Raw genomic sequence first — 22,916 nt, 5'->3', positions numbered from 1 at the left:
AGGGGAGGCCCTTTTCCGTGTGCGTCGACGTGTGCGTCGATCAGCCGCCGAACTCCTGCAGGCCCTTCAGCGCCTGGTCCAGCAGCGCCTGCCGGCCCTCCAGCTCACGCGCCAGCTTGTCGGCCTTGGCGTCGTTGCCCGCCGCCCGGGCCGCGTCGATCTGCTTCTTCAGCTTGTCGACCGCGTCCTGCAGCTGCCCCGTCAGACCCGCCGCACGCGCGCGTGCCTCCGGGTTCGTACGCCGCCACTCGGCCTCCTCGGCCTCCTGGATGGCCCGCTCCACGGCGTGCATCCGGCCCTCGACCTTCGGCCGGGCGTCGCGCGGTACGTGCCCGATGGCCTCCCAGCGCTCGTTGATGGCCCGGAAGGCCGCGCGGGCCGCCTTCAGGTCCGTCACCGGCACCAGCTTCTCGGCCTCGCCGGCGAGCTCCTCCTTCAGCTTGAGGTTCTCGGCCTGCTCGGCGTCACGCTCCGCGAAGACCTCGCTGCGCGCGGCGAAGAACACGTCCTGGGCGCCGCGGAAACGGTTCCACAGCTCGTCCTCGTGCTCGCGCTGGGCGCGGCCCGCGGCCTTCCACTCCGCCATCAGCTCCCGGTAGCGGGCGGCCGTGACACCCCAGTCCGTGGATCCGGACAGCGCCTCAGCCTCGGCGACCAGCTTCTCCTTGACCTTGCGGGCCTCCTCGCGCTGCGCGTCCAGCGACGCGAAGTGCGCCTTGCGCCGCTTGGAGAACGCCGACCGGGCGTGCGAGAACCGGTGCCACAGCTCGTCGTCGGACTTCCGGTCGAGCCGCGGCAGGCCCTTCCAGGTGTCCACCAGCGCCCGCAGCCGCTCACCGGCGGCCCGCCACTGCTCGCTCTGGGCCAGCTCCTCGGCCTCGACGACCAGCGCCTCCTTGGCCTTGCGGGCCTCGTCGGTCTGCTTGGCCTTCTGGGCCTTGCGCTGCTCGCGCCGCGCCTCGACGGTCGCGACCAGCTGGTCCAGCCGCTTGCGCAGCGCGTCGAGGTCACCCACGGCGTGGTGCTCGTCCACCTGGTGACGGATGTGGTCGATCGCGGCCATCGCGTCCTTGGCCGACAGATCGGTGGTCTTCACCCGCTTCTCGAGGAGGCCGATTTCGACCACCAAGCCCTCGTACTTGCGCTCGAAGTAGGCCAGTGCCTCCTCGGGGGAACCGGCCTGCCACGATCCGACGACCTTCTCGCCGTCGGCTGTACGCACGTACACGGTGCCCGTCTCGTCGACGCGGCCCCACGGGTCGCTGCTCACAGCGCCTCCTCCACATGATGCCGACGAGGGCGGTCACCCCCGGGCATCGTCCACAGTTCCCTGACGGGCCTCGCCCGCCCTCCACAACGCGCCGGTCGAGGTCGCGCTGCACAACGCCAATCTAGGCGACCGGCCGCCCGGCTGTCCGCACTCAGCGCGACCGAAATTCGGCAGTTCACGCGTCACTCCGCCCCGGGCGGGCGGGAGGCGCCTCACGCCTTGCCGACGGTGGCCTTCTCGATGGTGACGGCCTTCTTCGGCGCGCCGTCCGTGGTGCCGCCCTCGACCCCGCCCTCGGCGATCTCCTGGACGGCCTTCAGGCCCGCCGCGTCCATCGTGCCGAAAGGAGTGAACTGCGGGGGCAGCTTGGTGTCCTTGTAGACGAGGAAGAACTGGCTGCCGCCGGTGTTCGGCTGCATGGTGTTGGCCATCGCCACCGTCCCGGCGGGGAAGGTCACCGTGCCGTCCGCGCCCGCCTTGCCCAGCGCGGTCAGGTTCTCGTCCGGGATGGTGTAGCCGGGGCCGCCCGTGCCGTCGCCCTTCGGGTCGCCGCACTGGAGCACGAAGATGCCCTGGGTGGTGAGGCGGTGGCACTTGGTGTTGTCGAAGTACTTCTTGTCCGCGAGGTGCTTGAACGAGTTCACCGTGCGCGGGGTCTTCGCCGCGTCCATGGCGATCTTGATGCCGCCGTGGTTGGTGGTGAGCGCCATCGTGTACTTCGCCTTGGCGTCGATGGCCATCTTCGGCTCCGGCGCGGAGCTCTCGCTCGCCGACGGCGACGGGGGGAGGTCGACGGGCTTCTTCGCGTCCGCGGCGGACTCGGAGCGGAAGGTGGTGTACGCCCCGGCGCCGACCACCAGCACCGCCACGACCGAGGCGATGATGACCGTGTTGCGGCGCTTGGCCTTCTTACGGGCCTCCTCACGGCGCTTCATCTGCCGCTCGTACTTCTCTCTGGCGAGCTGGCGCCGCCGCTGATCGCTGCTGACCACCGGGTGTTTCTCCTTGTCGGTTGTCGGTCGGTTGTCGGCCGTCCGTCCGTTCCCACCTGTCCTGGCGGAGCGTGCCCGTACCGTATACGGGTTGGCTGTGGAATGAGCAGCGCCGGTAGGCTCTGATCTGCTGCATTCTTCCGCCGGACGACTTTTTAAGGACGATCGTGCTCATTGCCGGGTTCCCCGCCGGGGCCTGGGGGACCAATTGCTACCTGGTCGCCCCCGCCGCCGGTGAGGAGTGCGTGATCATCGACCCGGGCCACCAGGCCGCCCAGGGAGTCGAGGAGACGCTCAAGAAGCATCGGCTGAAGCCCGTCGCCGTCGTGCTGACCCACGGCCACATCGACCACGTCGCCTCCGTCGTCCCGGTCTGCGGCGCCCATGACGTACCCGCGTGGATCCACCCCGCCGACCGGTACATGATGAGCGACCCGGAGAGGTCCCTCGGCCGCTCGATCGGGATGCCGCTCATGGGCGAGCTGACCGTGGGGGAGCCGGACGACGTCCACGAGCTCACCGACGGGGCGAAGCTGAGCCTCGCGGGTCTGGAGCTGACCGTGTCGCACGCGCCCGGCCATACCAAGGGGTCGGTGACCTTCGGCATGCCCGAGGCGGCGGACATCCCGCCCGTCTTCTTCTCGGGCGACCTGCTGTTCGCCGGCTCCATCGGACGCACCGACCTGCCGGGCGGTGACATGGACGAGATGCTCGCGTCGCTTGCCCGCGTGTGCCTGCCGCTCGACGACTCGACCGTGGTGCTGTCCGGCCACGGTCCCCAGACGACCATCGGCCGCGAGCGCGCCACCAACCCGTACCTGCGGGAAGTGGCCGCCGGCCTCGGGAGCGTGGACGCTCCCCGACGAGGAATGTGACGAGACTTTCCGTGAGTACTTTCCAGGCCCCCAAGGGCACGTACGACCTGCTTCCGCCGGACTCGGCGACGTACCTGGCGGTACGCGAGGCCATCGCCGCGCCGCTGAAGAACTCCGGCTACGGCTATGTCGAGACCCCCGGCTTCGAGAACGTCGAGCTGTTCGCGCGCGGTGTCGGCGAGTCCACCGACATCGTCACCAAGGAGATGTACGCCTTCGAGACCAAGGGCGGCGACAAGCTGGCCCTGCGCCCCGAGGGCACCGCGTCCGTGCTGCGCGCCGCGCTGGAGGCCAACCTCCACAAGGCGGGCAACCTCCCCGTCAAGCTCTGGTACTCGGGCTCGTACTACCGCTACGAGCGCCCGCAGAAGGGCCGCTACCGCCACTTCTCGCAGGTCGGCGCCGAGGCGATCGGCGCGGAGGACCCGGCGCTCGACGCCGAGCTGATCATCCTCGCCGACCAGGCGTACCGCTCGCTGGGCCTGCGTGAGTTCCGCATCCTGCTGAACTCCCTGGGCTGCCGCGAGTGCCGCCCCGCCTACCGCGAGGCCCTCCAGGGCTTCCTGCGCGACCTCGACCTGGACGAGGACACCCGCCGCCGCGTCGAGATCAACCCGCTGCGGGTCCTCGACGACAAGCGCGCCGAGGTCCAGAAGCAGCTCGTCGGCGCGCCGCTCCTGCGCGACTCCCTGTGCGAGGCGTGCAAGGCGTACCACGAGCAGGTGCGCGAGCTGCTGACGGCGGCGGGTGTCGCCTTCGAGGACGACGAGAAGCTGGTGCGCGGCCTGGACTACTACACGCGCACGACCTTCGAGTTCGTCCACGACGGCCTCGGCTCCCAGTCCGCGGTCGGCGGCGGCGGCCGCTACGACGGCCTCTCCGAGATGATCGGCGGCCCGGCCCTGCCGTCCGTCGGCTGGGCCCTGGGCGTGGACCGCACGGTCCTTGCGCTGGAGGCGGAGGGCCTCACCCTCGACCTGCCGGCGACGACGAGCGTCTTCGCCGTGCCGGTGGGCGAGGAGGCGCGCCGGATCCTGTTCGGCATCGTCACCGAGCTGCGCCGGGCCGGGGTCGCGACGGACTTCGCGTACGGCGGCCGCGGCCTGAAGGGCGCCATGAAGATGGCCAACAGGTCGGGCGCCCGGTACACGCTGGTCGCCGGCGAGCGCGACCTGGCCGACGGCGTGGTCCAGCTCAAGGACATGGAGTCCGGCGAGCAGGAGGCGGTCGCGCTGGACTCGGTCGTCGAGGTGCTCCAGGCGCGCTACGCCTGACACGCACGCCCGGGGCGGGGTCCGGTCATGGCCGGACCCCGCCCTTCTTATGTCCACCGAACGGCGGACGGGGGCCCGGGTGCGGCAAAATGACCCCTGCCCACCAGCCTCCGAACGATGGAACGGCGATATGACGACTGCGACGGTTCAGGACGTGTCCCCGGACTCCCGTGCGGGTACGGGGGCGGGCCGGGCGTTCGCGTGGATGCTGGTGGTCACGGGCGCGGCGGGGCTCCTGGCGGCGTGGGTGATCACGCTGGACAAGTTCAAGCTGCTGGAGGACCCGACCTTCACGCCGGGCTGCAGCCTGAACCCGGTCGTCTCCTGCGGCAACATCATGAAGAGCGAGCAGGCGTCGGCCTTCGGTTTCCCCAACCCGATGCTCGGCCTGGTCACGTACGCCATGGTGATCGCCATCGGCGTCGCGCTGCTCGGCGGCGCCCGCTACCGCCGCTGGTACTGGCTCGGCCTGAACGCGGGCACGCTCTTCGGTGTCGGCTTCTGCATGTGGCTGATGTACCAGTCGCTGTACGAGATCAACGCCCTGTGCCTCTGGTGCTCGCTGGCGTGGGTCGCGACGATCGTCATGTTCTGGTACGTGACCTCGCACAACGTCCGCAACGGGCTGCTGCCCGCGCCCCGCGTGCTGCGCGGCTTCTTCGACGAGTTCACCTGGGTCCTGCCGGCCGTCCACATCGGGATCATCGGGATGCTGATCCTCACCCGCTGGTGGGACTTCTGGACCAGCTGACCGGTCGGCTGACCGGCCCGGCCGGGACTGTCAGTGGGCTGACATAGGCTTCTGGATGTGGAGCCCGACCTCTTTACCGCCGCAGCCGAAGACCGCCAGGAGAAGGATCCGGCCGGCCGCCCCCTGGCCGTCCGGATGCGTCCGCGCACGCTGGACGAGGTCGTCGGCCAGCAGCATCTGCTCAAGCCCGGATCACCGCTGCGCCGCCTGGTCGGCGAGGGCGCCGGCGGCCCGGCGGGCGCTTCCTCCGTGATCCTGTGGGGACCGCCCGGCACCGGGAAGACGACCCTGGCGTACGTCGTCTCGAAGGCGACCAACAAGCGCTTCGTCGAACTGTCCGCGATCACGGCCGGCGTCAAGGAGGTCCGCGCGGTCATCGACGGGGCCCGCCGCGCGGCCGGCGGGTTCGGCAAGGAGACCGTCCTCTTCCTCGACGAGATCCACCGCTTCAGCAAGGCCCAGCAGGACTCGCTCCTGCCGGCGGTCGAGAACCGCTGGGTCACCCTCATCGCCGCCACCACCGAGAACCCGTACTTCTCGGTGATCTCTCCGCTGCTCTCCCGCTCGCTCCTGCTCACCCTGGAGCCGCTCACCGACGACGACATCAGTGGCCTGCTGGAGCGCGCGCTCGTCGACGAGAGGGGCCTGGGCGGCGCGGTCACCCTGCCCGAGGACGCCCGGGCGCATCTGCTGCGGATCGCGGGCGGCGACGCCCGCCGGGCGCTGACCGCCCTGGAGGCGGCCGCCGGTGCGGCGATAGCCAAGGGGGAGCCGGAGATCACCCTCGCCACCGTGGAGGAGACGGTCGACCGGGCAGCGGTGAAGTACGACCGGGACGGCGACCAGCACTACGACGTGGCGAGCGCGCTGATCAAGTCGATCCGCGGGTCGGACGTGGACGCGGCCCTGCACTATCTGGCGCGGATGATCGAGGCGGGGGAGGACCCGCGGTTCATCGCCCGCCGGCTGATGATCTCCGCGAGCGAGGACATCGGGCTCGCGGACCCGACGGCGCTGCCCCTCGCGGTCGCGGCGGCCCAGGCGGTGGCCATGATCGGCTTCCCGGAGGCGGCTCTCACGCTGAGCCACGCCACGATCGCGCTGGCCCTGGCCCCGAAGTCGAACGCCGCTACGACGGCGATCTTCGCCGCCCAGGCGGACGTGCGGAACGGGCTGGCGGGACCGGTGCCGCCCCATCTGCGCGACGGCCACTACAAGGGCGCGGCCAAGCTGGGTCACGCCCAGGGATACGTCTACCCCCACGACGTCCCGGGCGGCATCGCCGCCCAGCAGTACGCGCCGGACGCGATCCACGGCAAGCGGTACTACGAACCGACGCGGTACGGCGCGGAGGCGCGGTACGCGGACGTGGTGGAGAAGGTGCGCGAGCGGCTGCGCGGCGAGGGCACCGCCTAATCGGCGCCGGCGGGTCAGCTCCGCGCCGCCTGGAAGAGGGTGTGCATGGCGCGCCGCAGCCCGTGGACGTCCGTCACCGGCGTGGGGAAGTCGAAGCGCGCGTCGAACGCACCCCCGGCCGCGTCGCGGCACCGCACCCGCAGCCCGAACCGGTCCACCGCGAGCGGCACGACGCTCTTCACGTCATCGCGCCCGAGCAGGGTGCTCAGGGCCTGGACGTGGTCGTCGTGGGCGGCGGCGAGGTGCTGGAGCAGTTCGGTCTCGTACCCGGTGAGCGGGTCGGGCCGGGCCGCCGCGAAGTCCTCGGGCTCGACCGCCGCGTCGCCCCAGAGGTCGTCGACGTACACCTCGCCGACCTCCAGGCGCAGCATCATGTGGCCGGGGGCGGCGATGCCGGGCGCGCTGGTCAGCCAGCCGGAGACCCAGGCGCGGCCACGGATCCGGTCCGGGACGGCGACCGGGGCGACGTCGGTCAGCTCCAGTACGGCGGGCAGTTCGTCGTCCTGCGCGTGCGTCGCGGCGCGTACGGCGGGGGAGTCGGCGGGGTACAGGAGGAAGACCTCGCCGCCGGTGCCGACGGTCCGGGCGTCGGGCACCAGCTGCTCGGGGCGGGCGCCCTCGGTCCCCGGCGCGATGAGTACTGCGGAGCATGTACTCTGTACGAGAGTTCGTGTGCGCTCGGCTGCTGACGGCATCCGGGCGGTTTCAAGCCCGCTGGGACGCGGCTGACCATGAGCTGATCGGACCTCCGTCACATCGATGCTCTGCGAGGCAGGAGCATCGCTCTTTGTGCTGCAGTCTGTGATGCGCGTGGTGTTCCCAGGGCTCGACATGCGATCTCCTTGATTAAGGTAAGCCTAACCTAACCTATATCGGAGGTCTGGAGAACGTGCCTAACCAGTCGCGTCCCAAGGTCAAGAAGTCCCGTGCGCTCGGTATCGCGCTGACGCCGAAGGCCGTCAAGTACTTCGAGGCTCGCCCCTACCCGCCGGGTGAGCACGGCCGTGGCCGCAAGCAGAACTCGGACTACAAGGTCCGTCTGCTCGAGAAGCAGCGTCTGCGCGCCCAGTACGACATCAGCGAGCGCCAGATGGCGCGTGCGTACGACCGCGCCAAGAAGGCCGAGGGCAAGACGGGCGAGGCGCTGGTCGTCGAGCTCGAGCGCCGCCTCGACGCCCTGGTCCTGCGTTCGGGCATCGCCCGCACCATCTACCAGGCCCGCCAGATGGTCGTCCACGGCCACATCGAGGTCAACGGTGGCAAGGTCGACAAGCCGTCCTTCCGCGTGCGCCCCGACGACGTCGTGATGGTCCGCGAGCGCAGCCGCAGCAAGACGCTGTTCCAGGTCGCCCGCGAGGGTGGCTTCGCCCCCGACGGTGAGACCCCGCGCTACCTCCAGGTCAACCTGAAGGCCCTGGCCTTCCGCCTGGACCGCGAGCCGAACCGCAAGGAAATCCCGGTCATCTGCGACGAGCAGCTGGTCGTCGAGTACTACGCCCGCTGACGCAGGCGTAGCCTCACCGGCTTCGAGCCCGCCGCTTCCCGTTGGGGAGGCGGCGGGCTCTCCGCATTTCCGGGCCGCGTTCCCGGGCCGCCTTCCGGGGTCGCCCCCGGGGGCTCCCGCCCCTCAGGCCGACGGCGCCGAGCACGCCCGCGCCTCCTCCGGCCCGCCCGCCAGCGCCCGCGCCACCGTCGCCTCCAGGGGCAGGGCCCGCCCCTCCGCCTCGTACGCGCGATAGCGCTCCGCGCCCAGCAGCTCGGTCGCCCGTCGTTCGCACAGGGCGCGGGGCGCACCGAAGTAGCCGGAGCCGAACAGGGGCAGGCCGACCGCCTCCCACATCGGCGCGGCCGCGCCCTGGAGCACCGCCGCCTCCGCCGGGTCCCCCTCGCTCGCCGTCACCAGCGCGAGCAGCTCCACCGCCAGCACCAGCCCCACCAGGTCGTGGAAGGCGTGGTCGATGGTGATGCACTCGCCGAGCAGGCCCCGCGCCTCGCCGTGCTCGCCGCGCGTCCAGGCCGCGTAGGCCAGCACGTACAGCGCGTACGCCCGGGTCCACCGCTCGCCGCGCTCCTCGCAGGCCTCGCGGACCTCCCGGCACAGCGCCACCGCACCGTCGAGGTCCCCCAGGAACACCTTCGCCATGGCCAGTTCGACCTGGGCCATCAGCACCTGGCTGTTGAGCTCGCCCAGCGCCCGGTAGGCCTCCTGCGCCCGCCCCAGCAGCTCCTCCGCGTACGGCATGTCGTCCGAGATCAGCGCCAGACACCCCATCCGGTGGACGGCGTACGCGGCGGCCAGCGCGTTCCCCGACCGCGCCGCGTCCTCCTCGCAGGTGTAGAGCGCGGCCATCGCCGCGATGGTGTCGCCCTGGAGGATCGCCACATAGCCCAGCACCCACAGCGCCTTCAGCCGCGCCTCGCCGTGGCGGGACTCCAGCGCCACGGCCCGGTCCAGCCAGTGCCGGCCCTCCGCGAGCCGCCCGCACCCCACCCAGTAGAACCACAGCGTTCCGGCGAGGTGCTGCGCCAGGTGCGCTTCGCCGGGCTCCTCCAGGCACAGCTCCAGCGCGGCCCGCAGGTCGGGCAGGGCGCTGTCGGTGCACGCCGCGACCTCGGCCTGGCGCGGGCCGAACCAGTCCAGCTCGCACCACGCGGCCAGGCCCAGGTACCAGTCCCGGTGCCGCCGCCGCAGCCGGTCCTCGTCACCCAGCGCCGACAGCCACTCGGCGCCGTACGCCCGGACCGTGTCGAGCATCCGGTACCGCACGCCCGCCGCCGTGTCCTCGCGCACCACCACCGACTGGGCGATCAGCTCCCCGAGCACGTCCAGCACCCGCTCGGCGGGCAGCTGCGGGCCGGCGCACACGTACTCGACGGCCTCCAGGTCGAACGGCCCGGCGAAGACCGACAGCCGCGCCCACAGCAGCCGCTCCTCGGGCGTGCACAGCTCATGGCTCCAGCCGATGGCGGTCCGCAGCGTGCGATGGCGCGCGAGCTCACCCCTGGCCCCGCAGGTCAGCAGCCGGAAACGGTCGTCCAGCCGGTGCAGCAGGCCCTCGAGGCCGAGGGCCGGCAGCCGCCCCGCCGCCAGCTCCAGCGCCAGCGGGATCCCGTCCAGGCGGCGGCACAGCTCCCGTACGGCGCCGGGGTCGGCGGCCCGGAAGCCGGGCACGGCCGCCGCGGCCCGGTCGAGGAAGAGCCGCACCGCGTCGTCGTCGGACATCGGCGCCAGCGGCAGCACCGCCTCGCCGTCGATCCGCAGCGGCCTGCGCCCGGCGGCCAGCACGGTCAGCCCCGGCGCACGGCACAGCAACTCCCGTACGAGCGCGGCGCACCCCTCCACGAGGTGCTCGAAACCGTCCAGCACGAGCAGCAGCCGCCGCTCGGCGAGGTACTCCACCAGCACCTCGCGCGGCGGCCGGCACGTGTGGTCGGTCAGGCCCAGCGCCTCCATCAGCGCGTGCTCCAGCAGCCCCGCGTCCCGCAGGGTGGCGAGCCCGGCCAGCCGGACCCCGTCGCAGGAGCGTTTCGCCACGCCGTCGGCCACGGTCGCCGCGACGCGCAGCGCCAGCCGGGACTTTCCCACCCCGCCGACGCCCACCACCGTCACGAGCCGAAACTCCGCCAGGAGCCGTCTCAACTCGCCCAGTTCGCCCTCGCGCCCGACGAACCGGTTCAGCTCTGCCGGAAGGTTGCTCCGTCGCATGGAACACGGAGGGTACCGAGACCGCAGCGCTCCGTACAATCGGACGGTACGGCTCCGCGGGGCTCGTCCTCATCTCCGCCCCAGGCCACGCGTAATGCGGTTCGGGGAGCGCGGGCGGGCGCGATAGGCTCGGATCACGACTTTTCGAAGCATCCATTGAGAGAGCGGTGCGCAGTGACCGGTGGAGAGGTTGCCGGGATTCTGGTGGCCGTCTTCTGGGCGATCCTGGTCTCCTTCCTGGCCGTGGTGCTGGTGAGGCTGGCCCAGACGCTGAAGGCGACCACCCGGCTCGTGGCAGAGGTGACGGAGCAGGCGGTTCCGCTACTGGCCGACGCCTCCACGACGGTGCGCGCCGCACAGACCCAGCTGGACCGGGTCGACGCCATCGCGACGGACGTCCAGGAGGTCACCTCCAACGCCTCCGCACTCTCCACCACGGTCGCCTCGACGTTCGGCGGACCGCTGGTCAAGGTCGCGGCGTTCGGCTACGGCGTGCGCCGGGCGATGAGCCGGAGCAGGAACGACACGCCGGCCGAGCGACCCCGGCGCACGGTCGTCGTCGGCCGTACGGTGCCGTCGGCCCGGAGCAGCAGGAAGAAGCGGAAGGGCTGACGCAGGGATGTTCCGCCGTGCTTTCTGGTTCACCGCGGGCGCAGCAGCCGGCGTGTGGGCCACCACCAAGGTCAACCGCAAGCTCAAGCAGCTGACCCCCGAGAGCCTCGCCGCGCAGGCCGCCGACAAGGCGATCGAGACCGGCCACCGGCTCAAGGACTTCGCGCTCGACGTCCGCGCGGGCATGCTCCAGCGCGAGGCCGAGCTGGGCGAGGCGCTGGGTCTTCAGGCGCCGGTCGACGACCGCGCGCTCCCGGCCCCCCGCCGGTCGGCGGCGCTGGAGCCCGGGGCCCACCACCCCGACCGCCGGGACCCGCACCACCCCCGTACCCACCACTCGTACAACCGGAATGAGGACCACTGATGGAGTCGGCTGAAATCCGCCGCCGCTGGCTGAGCTTCTTCGAGGAGCGCGGGCACACCGTCGTCCCTTCGGCGTCGCTCATCGCGGACGACCCGACTCTGCTCCTCGTCCCCGCGGGCATGGTCCCGTTCAAGCCGTACTTCCTGGGTGAGGTCAAGCCGCCGTTCGCGCGCGCCTCCAGCGTCCAGAAGTGCGTGCGCACGCCGGACATCGAGGAGGTCGGCAAGACCACCCGGCACGGCACGTTCTTCCAGATGTGCGGCAACTTCTCCTTCGGCGACTACTTCAAGGAAGGCGCTATCAAGCTCGCCTGGGAGCTGCTGACCAGCTCCGTCGAGCACGGCGGCTACGGCCTGGAGCCGGAGAAGCTCTGGATCACCGTCTACCAGGACGACGACGAGGCCGAGCAGATCTGGCGCGACGTCGTGGGCGTCCCCGCCGAGCGCATCCAGCGCCTGGGCAAGAAGGACAACTTCTGGTCCATGGGCGTCCCCGGCCCCTGCGGCCCCTGCTCCGAGATCAACTACGACCGCGGCCCCGAGTTCGGCGTCGAGGGCGGCCCGGCCGTCAACGACGAGCGGTACGTCGAGATCTGGAACCTCGTCTTCATGCAGTACGAGCGCGGCCAGGGCACCGGCAAGGACGACTTCGAGATCCTCGGCGACCTGCCGAGCAAGAACATCGACACGGGCCTCGGTCTGGAGCGCCTGGCGATGATCCTCCAAGGCGTACAGAACATGTACGAGACCGACACCCTGAAGGTCGTCATCGACAAGGCCACCGAGCTGACCGGTGTGCGCTACGGCCAGTCCCAGGAGAGCGACGTCTCGCTCCGTGTGGTCGCCGACCACATGCGCACCTCCGTGATGCTCATCGGCGACGGCGTCACCCCCGGCAACGAAGGCCGCGGCTACGTACTGCGCCGCATCATGCGCCGCGCCGTCCGCAACATGCGGCTGCTCGGTGCCTCGGGCCCGGTCGTCGGCGCGCTCGTCGACACCGTCATCCGCACGATGGGCGAGCAGTACCCGGAGCTGGAGACCGACCGCAAGCGCATCGAGACGGTCGCGCTCGCCGAGGAGGCCGCGTTCCTCAAGGCCCTCAAGGGCGGCACCAACATCCTCGACACCGCCGTCAACGAGACCAAGGCCGCCGGTGGCACGGTGCTCCCCGGTGACAAGGCGTTCCTGCTCCACGACACCTGGGGCTTCCCGATCGACCTCACCCTGGAGATGGCCGCCGAGCAGGGCCTCTCCGTGGACGAGGAGGGCTTCCGCCGCCTGATGAAGGAGCAGCGGGAGCGCGCCAAGGCCGACGCCCTGGCCAAGAAGACCGGCCACGCCGACGTCTCCGCCTACCGCTCGATCGCCGACACCGCCGGCGCCACCGAGTTCGTGGGCTACACCAACACCGAGGGCGAGACCACGGTCGTCGGCCTGCTCGTCAACGGCGTGTCCTCGCCCGCCGCCACCGAGGGCGACGAGGTCGAGGTCGTCCTCGACCGCACCCCCTTCTACGCCGAGGGCGGCGGCCAGATCGCCGACACCGGCCGCATCCGGCTGCACAGCGGCGCGGTCATCGAGGTGCGCGACGTCCAGCAGCCGGTCCCGGGCGTCTCCGTCCACAAGGGCTCGGTGCAGGTCGGCGAGGTGACCGTGGGCTCCACGGCGTACGCCACGATCGACGTCAAGCGCCGCCGGGCCATCGCCCGCGCCCACAGCGCCACCCACCTCACCCACCAGGCGCTGCGCGACGCCCTCGGCCCGACGGCCGCCCAGGCCGGTTCGGAGAACCAGCCCGGCCGGTTCCGCTTCGACTTCGGCTCGCCGTCCGCCGTGCCGCAGACGGTCATGACCGACGTCGAGCAGAAGATCAACGAGGTCCTCGCCCGCGAGCTCGACGTGCACGCCGAGGTCATGCCGATCGACGAGGCCAAGCGGCAGGGCGCCATCGCCGAGTTCGGCGAGAAGTACGGCGAGAAGGTCCGCGTCGTCACCATCGGCGACTTCTCCAAGGAGCTGTGCGGTGGCACGCACGTCCACAACACCGCCCAGCTGGGCCTGGTGAAGCTGCTCGGCGAGTCGTCGATCGGCTCCGGCGTGCGCCGTATCGAGGCCCTCGTCGGCGTCGACGCGTACCACTTCCTCGCCAAGGAGCACACGGTCGTCGCCCAGCTCCAGGAGCTGGTCAAGGGCCGCCCCGAGGAGCTGCCGGACAAGATCTCCGCCATGCTCGGCAAGCTGAAGGACGCCGAGAAGGAGATCGAGAAGTTCCGCGCCGAGAAGGTCCTCCAGGCCGCCGCCGGGCTCGTCCAGGGCGCCAAGGACGTACGGGGCGTGGCCGTGGTGACGGGCCAGGTGCCGGACGGCACGTCCGCCGACGACCTGCGCAAGCTGGTCCTCGACGTGCGCGGCCGCATCCCGGGTGACCGCCCGGCCGTCGTCGCGCTGTTCACCACCGCCAACGGCCGCCCGCTGACGGTCATCGCCACCAACGAGGCCGCCCGCGAGCGCGGCCTGAAGGCCGGCGAGCTGGTCCGTACGGCCGCCAAGACCCTCGGTGGTGGCGGTGGCGGCAAGCCGGACGTCGCCCAGGGCGGCGGCCAGAACGTCGAGGCGATCGGCGAGGCCGTCGAGGCCGTCGAGCGGCTCGTCGCGGAAACGGCCTGATGCGACGCGGCCGTCGCCTCGCGATAGACGTCGGGGACGCCCGGATCGGGGTCGCCTCGTGCGACCCCGACGGGGTCCTCGCGACGCCGGTGGAGACCGTGCCGGGGCGGGACGTCCCGGCCGCGCACCGGCGGCTGCGGCAGATCGCCGAGGAGTACGAACCGATCGAGATCGTCGTCGGGCTCCCTCGTTCCCTCAGCGGGGGCGAGGGCCCGGCGGCGGTCAAGGTCCGGGCCTTCGCCCAGGAGCTCGCCCGCTCGGTCGCGCCGGTGCCGGTGCGGCTGGTGGACGAGAGGATGACCACAGTGACGGCCACTCAGGGACTCCGCGCGTCGGGCGTCAAGTCCAAAAAAGGCCGGTCTGTGATTGACCAGGCAGCCGCTGTGATCATCCTCCAGAACGCTCTTGAGTCCGAACGGGTATCCGGTAATCCGCCCGGCGAGAGCGTCGAAGTGGTCATCTGATCGCGATACGGTAACGTTCCGCGCGATGCGGCGCGTTCGAACAAGCGCCGTACTACGTAGAGGCGGATGTCCGGAAGCCTCGCGGCCGTTTGGGGATCGATGACTGGATATGGACGGGGCCCCGGCTCCGAGCCGTGGCACCCCGAGGACCCGCTGTATGGGGACCAGGGGTGGAGAGGTCAGCAGACCGACGGCTCGCCCCACCACCACGCCCAGCAGCCGCAGGCGCACCCGGGGCCGCACCCGCAGCCGTACGACGGCCAGCAGTACCAGTACCAGGAGCAGGCCGCGGTATACGGCGCCCAGCAGTACGGCGGACAGCAGTTCACCGGGCAGCAGTACGACGGCCAGCAGCACAACGGCCAGCAGTACGACGGTCAGCAGTACGACGGGGCTTGGGACACCGGCCAGCAGGCGGCGATGCCGTACGGCACCCCGCCTGCCCCGGCCGCCCCGTACGGCGCCGGCGACCCCGACCCGTACCGCACCCCCGAGGCCTACCCGCCGCCGCAGCCCCCGGGCCAGCGGCGCCCGGCCGACCCGCAGCCCGCCTATGCGGAGGAGCGGGAGCCCGAGCACGAGGAGGAGAACCACCCCTTCTTCTCGAACGGCGACGACGCCGACCGCGACGACCCCGAGGCCGACGACCCCGCGTCCACCCGGAGCGAGCGCCGCGGCCGGTCGAGGACCGCCAAGGGCTCCAAGGACTCCAAGAAGGCGAAGAAGCGCAAGAGCCGCAACGGCGTGGCCTGCCTCGTCGTCGCCCTCGTGCTGGTGGGCGGCGCGGGCGGCGTCGCGTACTTCGGCTACCAGTTCTGGCAGAGCCAGTTCGGCGCGGCCCCCGACTTCGAGGGCACGGGCACCAGCGAGACCGTCCAGGTGACGATCCCGCAGGGCGCCGGCGGCTACGAAATCGGCAGCATTCTCGTCAAGAACGGTGTCGTGAAGAGCCAGGGCGCTTTTGTCTCCGCGCAGAGCAAGCACCCCAAGGGCAAGAACATCCAGGCGGGCGTCTACACCCTCAAGAAGGGCATGTCCGCGGCGAGCGCCGTCGAACTGATGCTGAATCCCCAGAGCCAGAGCACCCTCATCATTCCCGAGGGCAGGCGCAATGCCTGGATCTACGAGCAGATCGACAAGAAGCTCCAGCTGAAGGCCGGAACCACCGAAGCGGTGGCCGCGGCGGAGGCGAAGAACCTCGGCCTCCCCGCATGGGCGGTCGGCCACCGCGACGTCAAGGACCCCCTGGAGGGCTTCCTCTTCCCGGCCAGCTATCCGGTCGCGAAGGGCGCCAAGCCGGAGGACGTCCTCAAGAAGATGGTCGCTCGCGCGAAGGCCGAGTACACCAAGGCCGATCTGGAGGGCAAGGCCAAGTCCCTTGGCCTGAAGAACCCTTGGGAGCTGCTCACGGTCGCCAGCCTGGTCCAGGTCGAGGGCAAGACGGACGACGACTTCCGCAGGATGAGCGAGGTCGTGTACAACCGCCTCAAGCCCACCAACACCGAGACCAACCAGCTGCTGCAGTTCGACTCCGCCTTCAATTACCTCCAGGGCGAGAGCAACATCGACATCAGCGAAGCCGAGATCAACAGCAACCAGGACCCGTACAACACGTACACCCAGAAGGGCCTCACCCCCGGGCCGATCAGCAATCCCGGTATCGAGGCGCTGGAAGCCGCCATGAATCCGACGAAGGAAGGCTGGATGTACTTCGTCGCGACCGACGGCATGAACAAGACGGAATTCGCGAAGACGCACGACGAATTCCTGAAACTGAAGGATAAATTCAATGACAGCAAGGGCAGGGGCTGACCCGCGCAGGGCCGCCGTCCTCGGATCGCCCATCGCCCACTCCCTCTCCCCGGTCCTGCACCGGGCCGCCTACGCGGAGCTCGGCCTCACCCACTGGACGTACGACCGGTACGACGTGGACGAGACCGCGCTCCCCGGGTTCTTCGAGAGGATGGACGAGAGCTGGGCGGGGCTGTCGCTGACCATGCCGCTCAAGCGGGCCGTCATACCGCTCCTCGACGAGATCACCGAGACGGCGGCGTCGGTGGAGGCCGTCAACACCGTGGTCCTCAGGCCCGACGGCCGCCGCGTCGGCGGCAACACCGACATCCCGGGCATGGTCGCCGCACTGCGCGAGCGCGGCGTGGAGCGGGTGGACTCCGCCGCGATCCTCGGCGCCGGCGCCACCGCCTCCTCCGCGCTCGCCGCGCTGTCCCGCATCTGTACGGGACCCGTCACCGCGTACGTACGCAGCGAGGCCCGCGCCGCCGAGATGCGCGTCTGGGGCGAGCGGCTCGGCGTCCAGGTCCGTACGGCCCCCTGGAGCGACGCCGCCGAGGCTTTCCGGGCGCCGCTCGTCATCGCCACCACGCCCGCCGGGACGGCCGACGCGCTCGCCGTCGCGGTCCCCGACCGGCCGGGCACCCTCTTCGACGTGCTGTACGACCCCTGGCCGACGGCCCTGGCGGCCGCCTGGTCGGCGCGCGGCGGTGCCGTCGTGGGCGGCCTGGACCTGCTTGTCCACCAGGCCGTGCTCCAGGTCGAGCAGATGACCGGCTTGGCCCCGGCCCCGCTGGCGGCCATGAGGGCCGCGGGGGAGCAGGCCCTCGGCGCCCACGAGGACCCCGCCCACGAGGACCCCGCCCACGAGGACCCCGCCCACGAGGACCCCGCCCACGAGGACCCCGCCCACGAGGACCCCGCCCACTAGGATCCGCCGGATCACCCGAACGAGGCGGAGCACGGCATGGACCATGGGCAGCACCTGGCGGCGTCGAACGGCGCCGCGATCACCCGCGCGATCTTCGCCATGCTGCCCAAGTGGGTGATGTGGACCTTCGCCGCGGTCGTCGCGGCCTGCGTCGTGGCCGCTCTGGTGGCGAAGGTCCGGCGCAGATACCGGACCTGATCCTGCTGCGAAGTCGCGTCCGCCTGCTGGACCGGTCGACCGGTCCGGCCCCGGGACATGGGAGGATCGGGGTAAGGCGGGCCAGGGCCGCGCACCCGGTCGCGCCGTCGCAGTCGAGGCGCGAGCAAGAGGAGCACCGTTGAGCAGGTTGCGCTGGCTGACCGCGGGGGAGTCGCACGGCCCCGCACTGGTGGCGACGCTGGAGGGCCTTCCCGCCGGTGTCCCGATCACCACGGAGATGGTGGCGGACCACCTGGCCCGGCGGCGCCTCGGATATGGACGCGGCGCGCGGATGAAGTTCGAGCAGGACGAGGTCACCTTCCTCGGCGGCGTCCGCCACGGTCTCACCATGGGCTCACCGGTCGCGGTCATGGTCGGCAACACCGAGTGGCCCAAGTGGGAGAAGGTCATGGCGGCCGACCCGGTCGACCCGGCCGAGCTCGCCGAGTCCGCCCGCAACGCCCCGCTGACCCGCCCGCGCCCCGGCCACGCCGACCTGGCCGGCATGCAGAAGTACGGCTTCGACGAGGCCCGGCCCGTGCTGGAGCGCGCCTCCGCCCGCGAGACCGCCGCCCGCGTGGCCCTCGGTGCCGTGGCCCGCTCCTACCTCAAGGAGACGGCCGGTATCGAGATCGTCAGCCATGTGGTGGAGCTGGCGGCGGCGAAGGCCCCGTACGGCGTCTACCCGACCCCCGCCGACGTCGAGAAGCTGGACGCCGACCCGGTGCGGTGCCTGGACGCGGACGCGTCGAAGGCGATGGTCGCGGAGATCGACCAGGCCCACAAGGACGGCGACACCCTCGGCGGTGTGGTCGAGGTCCTCGCCTACGGGGTGCCCGTCGGCCTCGGCTCGCACGTCCACTGGGACCGCCGCCTCGACGCCCGTCTCGCGGCCGCGCTCATGGGCATCCAGGCCATCAAGGGTGTCGAGGTCGGTGACGGCTTCGAACTGGCCCGCGTGCCGGGCTCGAAGGCCCACGACGAGATCGTCTCCACGCCCGAGGGCATCAAGCGCACCACCGGCCGCTCCGGCGGTACGGAGGGCGGCCTGACCACAGGCGAGCTGCTGCGCGTGCGGGCGGCGATGAAGCCCATCGCGACCGTTCCGCGGGCGCTCGCCACGGTCGACGTGGTCACCGGCGAGGCCGCCAAGGCCCACCACCAGCGCTCCGACGTCTGCGCCGTACCGGCCGCCGGGATCGTCGCCGAGGCGATGGTGGCGCTGGTCCTCGCGGACGCGGTGGCGGAGAAGTTCGGCGGCGACAGCGTGACGGAGACCCGCCGCAACGTCCGCTCGTACCTCGACAACCTCCAGATCCGGTGAGCACCGGCCCGCTGATCGTCCTGGTCGGACCGATGGGCTCCGGCAAGTCCACCGTGGGCGCGCTGCTCGCCGAGCGGCTCGACACGTCCTACCGGGACACCGACGCCGACATCGTCGCCGCCGAGGGCCGCGAGATCTCCGACATCTTCATCGAGGACGGCGAAGAGCACTTCCGCGAGCTGGAGCGCGAGGCCGTACGGGCCGCCGTCGCCGAACACACGGGCGTCCTCGCCCTCGGCGGCGGCGCCATCCTCGACGCCGGTACCCGGCAGCTCCTCTCCGGGCTCCCGGTCGTCTACCTCTCGATGGACGTCGAGGAAGCGGTCCGCCGCGTCGGCCTCAACACCGCCCGCCCGCTGCTCGCCGTCAACCCGCGCCGCCAGTGGCGCGAGCTGATGGACGCCCGGCGGCACCTGTACACCGAGGTCGCCCGGGTCGTCGTGGCCACGGACGACAAGACCCCCGACGAGGTCGCCCAGGCGGTCCTCGACGCACTGGAGCTTCAGAAGTGACTGACCACGCAGTGACCCGCATCCAGGTCGCCGGCACCGCCGGCACCGACCCGTACGAGGTACTGGTGGGCCGGCAGCTGCTCGGCGAACTCCCCGGCCTCATCGGCCCCAGGGCCAAGCGCGTCGCCGTCATCCACCCCGAGGCGCTCGCCGAGACCGGCGAGGCCCTGCGCGCCGACCTCGCCGAGCAGGGGTACGAGGCGGTCGCCATCCAGGTGCCGAACGCCGAGGAGGCGAAGACCGCCGAGGTCGCCGCGTACTGCTGGAAGGCGCTCGGCCAGACCGGCTTCACCCGCACCGACGTCATCGTCGGCGTGGGCGGCGGCGCCACGACCGACCTCGCCGGGTTCGTGGCGGCGACCTGGCTGCGCGGCGTGCGCTGGATCGCCGTCCCCACCACCGTGCTGGCGATGGTCGACGCGGCCGTCGGCGGCAAGACCGGCATCAACACCGCCGAGGGCAAGAACCTCGTCGGCGCCTTCCACCCGCCCGCCGGCGTCCTGTGCGACCTCGCCGCGCTCGACTCCCTCCCGGTCCACGACTACGTCAGCGGCCTCGCCGAGATCATCAAGGCGGGCTTCATCGCCGACCCGGTGATCCTCGACCTGATCGAGGCCGACCCGGCCGGCGCCCGTGCGCCCGACGGCCCGCACACCGCCGAGCTGATCGAGCGCTCCATCCGCGTCAAGGCCGACGTCGTCTCGTCCGACCTCAAGGAGTCGGGCCTGCGCGAGATCCTCAACTACGGCCACACCCTCGCGCACGCCATCGAGAAGAACGAGCGCTACAAGTGGCGCCACGGCGCCGCCGTCTCCGTCGGCATGGTCTTCGCCGCCGAGCTCGGCCGCCTCGCCGGCCGTCTGGACGACGCCACCGCCGACCGGCACCGCACGGTCCTGGAGGCCGTCGGCCTTCCCCTCACCTACCGCGGCGACCAGTGGCCCAAGCTGCTGGAGACCATGAAGGTCGACAAGAAGTCCCGCGGCGACCTGCTGCGCTTCATCGTCCTCGACGGCCTCGCCAGGCCGACGGTCCTCGAAGGCCCGGATCCGGCCATCCTGGTCGCCGCGTACGGGGAGGTCTCCGCGTGACCGCCCGCCGGGTCCTCGTCCTCAACGGCCCCAACCTCGGCCGCCTCGGCTCGCGCGAGCCAGACGTCTACGGCTCCACCTCCTACGCCGGTCTCGTCGACGCCTGCCGCACGCTCGGCAAGGAGCTCGGCTTCGACGTCGACGTACGCGAGACCAACGACGAGGGCGAGATGATCCGCTGGCTCCACGAGGCGGCCGACGGCTCCCTCCCGGTCGTCCTCAACCCCGGCGCCTTCACGCACTACTCGTACGGCATGAGGGACGCGGCCGCGCAGCGCACCGCCCCGCTCATCGAGGTGCACATCTCCAACCCGTACGCGCGCGAGGAGTTCCGCCACACCTCCGTGGTCGCCGCCGTGGCCAGCGGCACGGTCGCGGGCTTCGGAATCGGCTCATACCGCCTCGCGCTGCGCGCCCTCGCCGAGGAACTGACGGTCTGACGGCCGTACCCTCCCCCTACTCACCCCGGCCGTTCCCATAGGGGCGGCCGGGGAGGGTACGGTTCGGTAACGGGCGGCCCCAACGGCCGTCCGACCAGCGCCGATCGGACGAGACGGAGTGGCACCGGATGCAGCACGCAGTGGGGGCTCCGCTGCCGCCGCCCCACCAGCCGGGGCACGCAGCCGCCGCATGGATGAACCAGCACCAGCACCTCCAGCCCCCCACCCCACCAGGGCCGCCACCCATCCCGCACACCCCGCCCGCACCGGGCTGGACCGCCCCCGGCCCACAGACGCCGCCGCAGGCCGCGCCGCCGCAGGCCATGCCCCCGCAGACCGCGCCGCCGGTCGCGCCCCCGCGTGACGCCACCGGACACATCCAGCTGCCGCCCGGCGGCCCGGTGGCCGTGCCCACCCCGCCGCACACCGGCCACGGCACCGGCAACGCCACCCTCGCCGTCCTCCTCATCGGCCCGGCCGGGGCGGGCAAGACCACGGTGGCCCGCCACTGGGCCAGGAACCGCCAGGTCCCCACGGCGCACATCAGCCTCGACGACGTACGCGAATGGGTCTGCGCGGGCTTCGCCGACCCCCAGGACGGCTGGAACGACCAGTCGGAGGCCCAGTACCGCCTCGCCCGCCGCACCTGCGGCTTCGCCGCCCGGAACTTCCTCGCCAACGGCATCTCCTGCATCCTCGACGACGCCGTGTTCCCCGACCGCCCCGTCGTCGGCCTCGGCGGCTGGAAGCGCCACGTCGGCCCGGGCCTGCTGCCCGTGGTGCTGCTGCCGGGCCTGGAGATCGTCCTGGAGCGCAACGCCGAGCGCAGCGGCAACCGGCGCCTGTCGGACGAGGAGGTCGCGGGCATCCACGGTCGCATGGCCGGGTGGTACGGCTCCGGGCTGCCGATCATCGACAACTCCACGTACGACGTCGAGACCACGGCCCGCGTCCTGGACGACATCCTGGCCCGCTCGATAGCCAGCCCCCCGTCGTACTGACCGGGAACGGACCGGGGCCGGGGGAGCCCCGGCGCCTGTGGAGACGCGCCGCACCCCGTCCGGACCTGCTCGAACTGCCGGGGCGGCGCCGCGATCGTAGGCTCGTGGCATGTCACAGGTGTATGCGGCCCGCCGCGGGCGGCTGCGCGACCGGTGTGCGGCGGCCGGCACAGCGGCGGCTCTGGTCTCCCGTCCCGCGAACGTCCGCTACCTCGCGGGCGGCTCGCCCCCCGGCGCGGTCCTGTTGATCGGTGCCGACGACGACGTGCTGGTGTGCCCCCGGCCCCCCACCGGCGACCTCGTCGAGGGCCGCCTCGACGAGGACCTGCGCCAGGTCGTGCTCCAGGCCTCCGGCGGCGACCCCGCCGTCGCCGCCTGCGACTTCGCCCGCAAGGCGGGCACGGAGACGCTCGCCGTCGAGGAGCACCACCTCAGCGTCGCCCGCTACCGCGCGATGGGCTCCGTCGCGCCCCGCCTGCGTCTGGCCGACCTCGGCCGCGCCATCGAGCAGGAACGTATCGTCAAGGACGAGGACGAGATCACCTGTCTCCGGATCGCCGCCGAGATCACCGACCAGGCCCTCGGTGAGCTCCTCGAGTCGATCCTCGTCGGCCGCACCGAACGCCACCTCGCCCTCGAACTGGAGCGCCGCCTCGTCGACCACGGCGCCGACGGCCCCGCCTTCCCCACCTCCGTCGCCACCGGCCCGCACGCGGGCCGCGGTGGCCACCGCCCCTCCGACCGCCGCGTCGAGGAAGGCGATTTCCTCTCGGTCTGCCTCGGCGCGAACTACCGGGGCTACCGCTGCGAGATCGGCCGCACCTTCGTCATCGGCACCTCTCCGGCCGACTGGCAGATCGAGCTGTACGACCTCGTCTTCGCCGCTCAGCGGGCCGCCCGGGAGACCCTCGCCCCCGGCACCGCGTACCGCGACGTGGACCGCGCCGCCCGCCAGATCCTGGACGCGGCGGGGTACGGTGACGCCATCGCGCCCTTCCTCGGACACGGTGTCGGGCTCGAAATCGAGGAGGACCCGCAGCTGGCACCCGCCGCCATGGGTAAACTGGACGCTTGTGTGCCGGTCACCGTCGAACCGGGGGTCCACCTCCCGGGCCGGGGCGGGGTCCGGATCGATGACACGCTCGTCGTGCGCCAGGAGGCGGACGGCGGACCCGAGCTACTCACCATCACGACCAAGGAGCTGCTCGCGCTCTAGGGCTCGCGCCCTAAATCGG

Annotated in this window: 22 protein-coding genes; 18 read left to right on the top strand and 4 right to left on the bottom strand. The window is 71.8% G+C overall.

Annotated features, from left to right (window positions below; all coding sequences use genetic code 11):
- Positions 1-40: 40 nt before the first annotated feature.
- Together ACIRNI_RS17505 and ACIRNI_RS17500 are read right to left on the bottom strand one after the other, a co-directional pair.
- Positions 41-1,270 carry a DUF349 domain-containing protein gene (locus ACIRNI_RS17505; RefSeq protein WP_403552285.1) on the bottom strand — a complete coding sequence of 410 codons (1,230 nt, stop codon included), beginning with the start codon at positions 1,268-1,270 and terminating at the stop codon, positions 41-43.
- A 212-nt stretch (positions 1,271-1,482) separates the two neighbouring features.
- Positions 1,483-2,262 carry a peptidylprolyl isomerase gene (locus ACIRNI_RS17500; RefSeq protein WP_403552284.1) on the bottom strand — a complete coding sequence of 260 codons (780 nt, stop codon included), beginning with the start codon at positions 2,260-2,262 and terminating at the stop codon, positions 1,483-1,485.
- 167 nt (positions 2,263-2,429) lie between these two features.
- Between ACIRNI_RS17500 and ACIRNI_RS17495 the strand changes: the two genes are divergently transcribed.
- From ACIRNI_RS17495 to ACIRNI_RS17480, 4 genes are all read left to right on the top strand, one after another.
- On the top strand, positions 2,430-3,137 hold the full coding sequence (locus ACIRNI_RS17495) for an MBL fold metallo-hydrolase (RefSeq protein ID WP_403552283.1): 708 nt from the start codon (positions 2,430-2,432) through the stop codon (positions 3,135-3,137).
- An 11-nt stretch (positions 3,138-3,148) separates the two neighbouring features.
- Positions 3,149-4,411 (top strand): histidine--tRNA ligase, encoded by a 1,263-nt coding sequence (hisS, locus tag ACIRNI_RS17490; protein ID WP_403552282.1) that lies wholly within the window; start codon positions 3,149-3,151, stop codon positions 4,409-4,411.
- Between the two features lie 130 nt (positions 4,412-4,541).
- A complete protein-coding gene (locus tag ACIRNI_RS17485; protein ID WP_403552281.1) occupies positions 4,542-5,162 on the top strand; it encodes a vitamin K epoxide reductase family protein in 621 nt (206 codons plus the stop codon).
- Between the two features lie 57 nt (positions 5,163-5,219).
- A complete protein-coding gene (locus ACIRNI_RS17480; protein WP_403552280.1) occupies positions 5,220-6,578 on the top strand; it encodes a replication-associated recombination protein A in 1,359 nt (452 codons plus the stop codon).
- 14 nt (positions 6,579-6,592) lie between these two features.
- On the opposite strand, the gene ACIRNI_RS17475 is transcribed toward ACIRNI_RS17480, so the two are convergent.
- Positions 6,593-7,273 carry a DUF2470 domain-containing protein gene (locus tag ACIRNI_RS17475; RefSeq protein WP_403552279.1) on the bottom strand — a complete coding sequence of 227 codons (681 nt, stop codon included), beginning with the start codon at positions 7,271-7,273 and terminating at the stop codon, positions 6,593-6,595.
- A 194-nt stretch (positions 7,274-7,467) separates the two neighbouring features.
- Between ACIRNI_RS17475 and rpsD the strand changes: the two genes are divergently transcribed.
- The gene (gene rpsD / locus ACIRNI_RS17470; RefSeq protein ID WP_064068039.1) at positions 7,468-8,082 is read left to right on the top strand and encodes a 30S ribosomal protein S4; all 615 of its coding nucleotides are present in this window, start codon (positions 7,468-7,470) and stop codon (positions 8,080-8,082) included.
- 123 nt (positions 8,083-8,205) lie between these two features.
- Here the strand turns inward: rpsD and ACIRNI_RS17465 are convergent, their stop codons facing one another.
- On the bottom strand, positions 8,206-10,284 hold the full coding sequence (locus tag ACIRNI_RS17465) for an ATP-binding protein (protein ID WP_403552278.1): 2,079 nt from the start codon (positions 10,282-10,284) through the stop codon (positions 8,206-8,208).
- A gap of 174 nt (positions 10,285-10,458) precedes the next feature.
- On the opposite strand from ACIRNI_RS17465, the gene ACIRNI_RS17460 reads away from it, so the two are divergent.
- From ACIRNI_RS17460 to ACIRNI_RS17400, 13 genes are all read left to right on the top strand, one after another.
- Positions 10,459-10,896: a DUF948 domain-containing protein gene (locus ACIRNI_RS17460; RefSeq protein WP_403552277.1), complete on the top strand. Its 438-nt coding sequence runs from the start codon at positions 10,459-10,461 to the stop codon at positions 10,894-10,896.
- Between the two features lie 7 nt (positions 10,897-10,903).
- A complete protein-coding gene (locus ACIRNI_RS17455; RefSeq protein ID WP_403552276.1) occupies positions 10,904-11,260 on the top strand; it encodes a DUF6167 family protein in 357 nt (118 codons plus the stop codon).
- Positions 11,260-13,929, top strand: coding sequence for an alanine--tRNA ligase (gene alaS / locus ACIRNI_RS17450; RefSeq protein WP_403552275.1), 2,670 nt, complete (start codon positions 11,260-11,262; stop codon positions 13,927-13,929). Before ACIRNI_RS17455 ends, alaS begins: the two co-directional genes overlap by 1 nt.
- Entirely contained in the window at positions 13,929-14,393 is a 465-nt protein-coding gene (ruvX, locus tag ACIRNI_RS17445) for a Holliday junction resolvase RuvX (RefSeq protein ID WP_403552274.1), read from the top strand. Before alaS ends, ruvX begins: the two co-directional genes overlap by 1 nt.
- 99 nt (positions 14,394-14,492) lie before the next feature.
- A complete protein-coding gene (gene mltG / locus ACIRNI_RS17440; protein WP_403552273.1) occupies positions 14,493-16,205 on the top strand; it encodes an endolytic transglycosylase MltG in 1,713 nt (570 codons plus the stop codon).
- On the top strand, positions 16,183-17,115 hold the full coding sequence (locus tag ACIRNI_RS17435; protein WP_403552272.1) for a shikimate dehydrogenase: 933 nt from the start codon (positions 16,183-16,185) through the stop codon (positions 17,113-17,115). Before mltG ends, ACIRNI_RS17435 begins: the two co-directional genes overlap by 23 nt.
- A gap of 36 nt (positions 17,116-17,151) precedes the next feature.
- On the top strand, positions 17,152-17,313 hold the full coding sequence (locus tag ACIRNI_RS17430) for a hypothetical protein (protein WP_403552271.1): 162 nt from the start codon (positions 17,152-17,154) through the stop codon (positions 17,311-17,313).
- A 139-nt stretch (positions 17,314-17,452) separates the two neighbouring features.
- A complete protein-coding gene (gene aroC / locus ACIRNI_RS17425) occupies positions 17,453-18,637 on the top strand; it encodes a chorismate synthase (protein WP_355365548.1) in 1,185 nt (394 codons plus the stop codon).
- Positions 18,634-19,149, top strand: coding sequence for a shikimate kinase (locus tag ACIRNI_RS17420; protein ID WP_403552270.1), 516 nt, complete (start codon positions 18,634-18,636; stop codon positions 19,147-19,149). The genes aroC and ACIRNI_RS17420 overlap by 4 nt, the downstream gene beginning before the upstream one ends.
- Positions 19,146-20,240, top strand: coding sequence for a 3-dehydroquinate synthase (aroB, locus tag ACIRNI_RS17415; RefSeq protein WP_403552269.1), 1,095 nt, complete (start codon positions 19,146-19,148; stop codon positions 20,238-20,240). The genes ACIRNI_RS17420 and aroB overlap by 4 nt, the downstream gene beginning before the upstream one ends.
- Positions 20,237-20,680 (top strand): type II 3-dehydroquinate dehydratase, encoded by a 444-nt coding sequence (gene aroQ / locus ACIRNI_RS17410; protein ID WP_403552268.1) that lies wholly within the window; start codon positions 20,237-20,239, stop codon positions 20,678-20,680. The genes aroB and aroQ overlap by 4 nt, the downstream gene beginning before the upstream one ends.
- Positions 20,681-20,808: 128 nt before the next feature.
- Positions 20,809-21,681 (top strand): Pro-rich N-terminal domain-containing protein, encoded by an 873-nt coding sequence (locus tag ACIRNI_RS17405; protein ID WP_403552267.1) that lies wholly within the window; start codon positions 20,809-20,811, stop codon positions 21,679-21,681.
- Positions 21,682-21,790: 109 nt separating this feature from the next.
- Positions 21,791-22,897, top strand: a complete 1,107-nt coding sequence (locus ACIRNI_RS17400) for an aminopeptidase P family protein (protein ID WP_403552266.1) — start codon at positions 21,791-21,793, stop codon at positions 22,895-22,897.
- Positions 22,898-22,916: the final 19 nt, after the last annotated feature.

This window comes from Streptomyces sp. NPDC093546 (genome assembly GCF_044765045.1).
Classification (GTDB): domain Bacteria; phylum Actinomycetota; class Actinomycetes; order Streptomycetales; family Streptomycetaceae; genus Streptomyces.
Note: the sequence above shows the minus strand (reverse complement) of the source record. Positions and strands in the feature narration are given on the sequence as shown.